4 protein-coding genes are annotated in these 4,267 nt (G+C 29.1%); all 4 read right to left on the minus strand.

Going from position 1 to position 4,267, the window contains the following annotated elements; all coding sequences use genetic code 11:
* On the minus strand, positions 1-423 hold a 423-nt coding region (locus HCB45_RS14985), incomplete at its 3' end, for a hypothetical protein (RefSeq protein WP_185620432.1).
* A 58-nt stretch (positions 424-481) separates the two neighbouring features.
* Positions 482-1,057, minus strand: coding sequence for a hypothetical protein (locus HCB45_RS14990; protein WP_185318583.1), 576 nt, complete (start codon positions 1,055-1,057; stop codon positions 482-484).
* A 47-nt stretch (positions 1,058-1,104) separates the two neighbouring features.
* Positions 1,105-1,440: a hypothetical protein gene (locus tag HCB45_RS14995; protein WP_185620433.1), complete on the minus strand. Its 336-nt coding sequence runs from the start codon at positions 1,438-1,440 to the stop codon at positions 1,105-1,107.
* A 320-nt stretch (positions 1,441-1,760) separates the two neighbouring features.
* Positions 1,761-4,169, minus strand: coding sequence for a WG repeat-containing protein (locus HCB45_RS15000; RefSeq protein ID WP_185620434.1), 2,409 nt, complete (start codon positions 4,167-4,169; stop codon positions 1,761-1,763).
* Positions 4,170-4,267: the final 98 nt, after the last annotated feature.

Consider the following 4,267-nt stretch of genomic DNA (forward strand, 5'->3'; position numbering starts at 1 on the left):
AAATGGATTATAATCTAACGTTTTAAGAAAATTTTCCCACTCTATACTTTGATTTAATTCTTCATGTAAATGATGGATATAGGGGGACTTGTCTAAGCCAAAATTCGGTTTATTTATAAAAGTCCCTATGATACTAAAACTTCTTTCAGCACCATGATAACTATCATAGTCTGCAACTGTTCGAATAAAATCTACAGCTTTTTGATATTCACCGTTTAAGCAATATAAATAAACAATGTATTGTTGGAAATTACTTATAAAGCGCCCATTTTTGGAATAAGCTAAAATATCAGAAGTAATACCTCGATCACTTAAAAATACATCAACATTAATTTGTTGTTTATTTCTGAGCAGCTCCCATAATTCTATTTCCAAATTTTCCCAGGTTTGTTTTAATGTAAAATCTGGCAGTATTTTTTGCATTGGTGAGTTCCTCCTTAAAAGTGAACTTACAGAAATGTATTAATTGCTTACTAATCAATCATTTACACATATTAAGTATTTCTATAATCTCGGGTATATATTTATCTGCTTTAGCAACCAAAGCATCCACTTCTTTTTGATTATTAATAATCGGTTTAACGCCTTTTGTTTCTAGCCAATCTCTGAATTCATCAGTGCTATCGCCCATGTCATCTTCATTAATCCGATATTCTAGCGGTGTATCAAATGCATTTGGTTCAACACCTGTTGATATGACACGTAACCAATCCTTAAAATTAGCAGCAGCAAAAAGAATTTCTCCCTCACTTCCAAAGAAAACAACTGGATTTTCCTCAATCGGTGTACTCGAATTAAGTCTAAAAATCGAATAATTACTTCCAGTCCCATCTGCTTGTGCTAAAAAAATAAATTTCTTGAGTATTTCTGTTCTTTCCATACTTATTCCCAGCATACTTGAATGTACTTCATCACTATTTTCATTACGCAACATAAAACCCTCTGCTATGCCATATTCTTCCACAAATTCATCTATATAAAGCATTTCTTTTAATAAACTTGGTAACCCTACACCTTTAAAATTCTTTTTGTAAGTTTTTATTACTTTTTTATACATTATTTTCACTCTTTTCTTTTGATTATTTTTATTAATGGAATCCGTATTTATTGTAAAGTCAATCTTGATAAAATATCTTGTAATTTGTAATCATAAAATTTTCTATTTGGATAAAAATAAATATTTTTCAAAGTTAATGAATTTAATAATGGTTCTAAATTTCCATCTTTAACATTCCAAAAGCTTATTGTTTTTAACTTTTTCATCGTTGGAATAAAGGAAAGAGAGTCTAATTCAGAAATAAAAAGTTCCTCCATACTATTATTTCTCTTCAAAAAATCAAAGTTTAGTAATCTCTTGCATTTTTCAATATAGAGAGAACTTAATTTTTCTAATTCATTTATTTCAGAGATATCAAAAATTTTGGATGTTTTCCATCTCACTAATAAGAGTGCAATCCTCTTCATTAAATGATCTTAAAGACAATTGTTCCACCAATTTCAGTTGATTTAAATTAGAAAAATTACGACTATATTTAAGGGTTAAAGTTTTTAAATGGAGCTAAATCTAGCATAATATTAGTTTCCTTGATATTAAGAGAAAAAATCCTTATTTTACTATAACTATTATTATATGCATATGTTAAACCTTCATTAAGATAAAGAGGATCAATTTCAAAATGATCTATTGTTTTATTATATTGAAATTTTTTCAAATGTATCATTTCCTCATTTCATACAGCAAGATTTGGACAATTAACTATTCAATCAAAAAATGTTATCGGTTTTTTTTCTAGTACTTGATGGTCAATATAAGGATTTTCTTTAATACTTGCTTGCCCTAGATAGGCTTTTATTCGCTTTTCATTTTTTAGTCTGTCCCAATGATATTCTTTGTCAAAATAAAACTCGCGGGGAACTAGTTGGTCCATTTGTTGATCGTATGGTATGCTCCTTGTATAAATATCTTGAACACCAGTAAAACAATGGGGTTTGGCGCGTTTTAGTACATCATATGCCCATTCTTCAAACAATGGTTGGTACTTTTTAGGTAAAGCGGCTCTCACAAGTACGTATATTTCTGTAGCATTTTGGCCTAATCTTCTTCCACTAGCAATAAATCTGGAATGTAATGTACCTTTATTAAAATGGTAAATATATGAATCTAGTAATGAAAGATATTCTAATTTATTCAAATCTTTAGGGTCTATAATATCTTTTTCAATATTTTTACTAAATCCACCATGCCAATTAAAACTATTAGTAAGATAAGAGAGATTAAAACTCCCCACATATAGTGATTGGATTCTTTGTAAACAAGCATTAAAATTAACTCTTTCTTCAGCAACATCTTTAACTCTGTATAAAGCCCATTCCATCATTGCCCCAGTAAATCCAAGTAAAAAACTACTTTCGTAATGCAACATCGTTTTTAATAATTCTTTTTGATAAACTTCTACATAATAGACATAGTTCATCTCATCTAATAATAAATTTGGAATCTTGCCAATTTTATTTTTTAGAGATATAATGCCGCTTTCTTCAATGATTAAAGGGATTTCATTATCAATTAAATTAGTAGCCAGTTTCGAAGATACTATAGGATTTATTATTTCTGTGATATTACCTTCTGTATCTACATAACCCAAATTGGTCATAAAGTACAGTTTATCCTTGTTTATTTCTAACGAATGGATATTTTTAAACTTTTTGGGATTCAAGACTGTATTAAAATCAGAAGATGAAACAGGTATATAGGCATTATAATGTAATCCAAAATCCCAAAACACACCAACCTCATCTTTATCACCAATATAATCAAAGATATTCTCACTAATTTCTCCTTGACTATTTAATAACGTACATTTGTTTCCTATTTTTCCTACACAATAACCTGGTGCTAAAAAACCAATCAAATCATATTTAAAATCGGTTACGACCTCACCAGATTCATTAATAATTGCCCAATAGTCCCCTTTTTTCACATAACCAATTCCACCTAATATCGTTGCAGAAATTTTATCATATTTTACTGGGACAATCACTTCTCCGTATGGATTGATAAGTCCTTCTTTGTTCTTATGACACGCAACAATTCCTTTATCTAAAAATGGATATGCTTGGTCCAGACTATCTATTGATGCTTTATTACCCTTACTATCATAGTAAAAAAAAGTTCTCCCCTCATCCATTGTAGTTAATTGATAACGATGATTTTTTCTATCAACAAAACCTACTTCCTCACCAATTATATAGATAAACCCTTCGCCATAATTTTTTGATAGTGCCCCATATTCATTAGGCAAAACTTGTTTTCCGTGAGTATTAAATGCACCCCATAGGTTATTTTTAAAAACAAGTGCAAATCCATTTCCAAAATCAGAAATTTTGTCATATTCAAAGGGAATTATTATTTCTTCATTTGTATTAATAGCACCCATTTTACCATCTTTAACCACTACTACTACGCCATCTTTTGTAAAGTTCCGCACTTTATCATATGATTTATTGGTTATTATTCTTCCTTTTTTATCCACAAAACCCAGATAGCTTTCCCCTTCTTTTTCAACAATGGTAACTTGCATATAGCCATGACAAAATTGAGAATTATAATTTATTTCCACCTGATTATTTATTAATTCTAATTTTTCATTGTATAGTTCGTCTATTCTTCCAATTCCTCGATTATTTATGCTCTTATATAAATATCCTTCATTCAATATATTAAAATTTCGTTCTAATTTTTGACCTGCCGTATTATAAATCACTTTACTTGAATTATAAGACCAAGCTTCCGTTTCATAAAAATTATTTTCTTTGCTATTTATTTCATTGTATTCCGGCTCCACTATTATTTTTCCGTTTTTATCAATTCTACCAATTCCTTCATTGGTTTGGATATAATAGCCTTCTTCTAATATATTACCTAAATAATATTTAGTGCCGATCATCTGGTACTTTGGTTTTACAATAACTAGACCACTACTATCTAAAATCCCATATACTCCTTGTTGCTTTATAATGAATTGGTCAAAGGTTTTCACATAAGAAATTTCTTCATAAATACATGGCACTATTTCTTGACTATTGTTATCAATAATGCCTTGTAATTGTGTCGTTTTATCATATTTTATAGTTAATGAATCGGTTACTTTTTTGATGGCTTGAATCATGTCGTTATTAGCTCCTTTATATTCAAGTTTATGTAATATGTGGATGAAAACAATATTTTTCCAATTCGTTCTATTCATTTGTAAGCGTTGTTTTATAC

This window comes from Listeria farberi, assembly GCF_014229245.1.
GTDB lineage: Bacteria > Bacillota > Bacilli > Lactobacillales > Listeriaceae > Listeria > Listeria farberi.

Excerpts from the sequence above, each read along its gene's own strand:
- HCB45_RS15000 (WP_185620434.1), bottom strand. The coding sequence starts at position 4,169 with ATGATTCAAGCCATCAAAAAAGTAACCGATTCATTAACTATAAAATAT.
- HCB45_RS14990 (WP_185318583.1), bottom strand. The coding sequence starts at position 1,057 with ATGTATAAAAAAGTAATAAAAACTTACAAAAAGAATTTTAAAGGTGTA.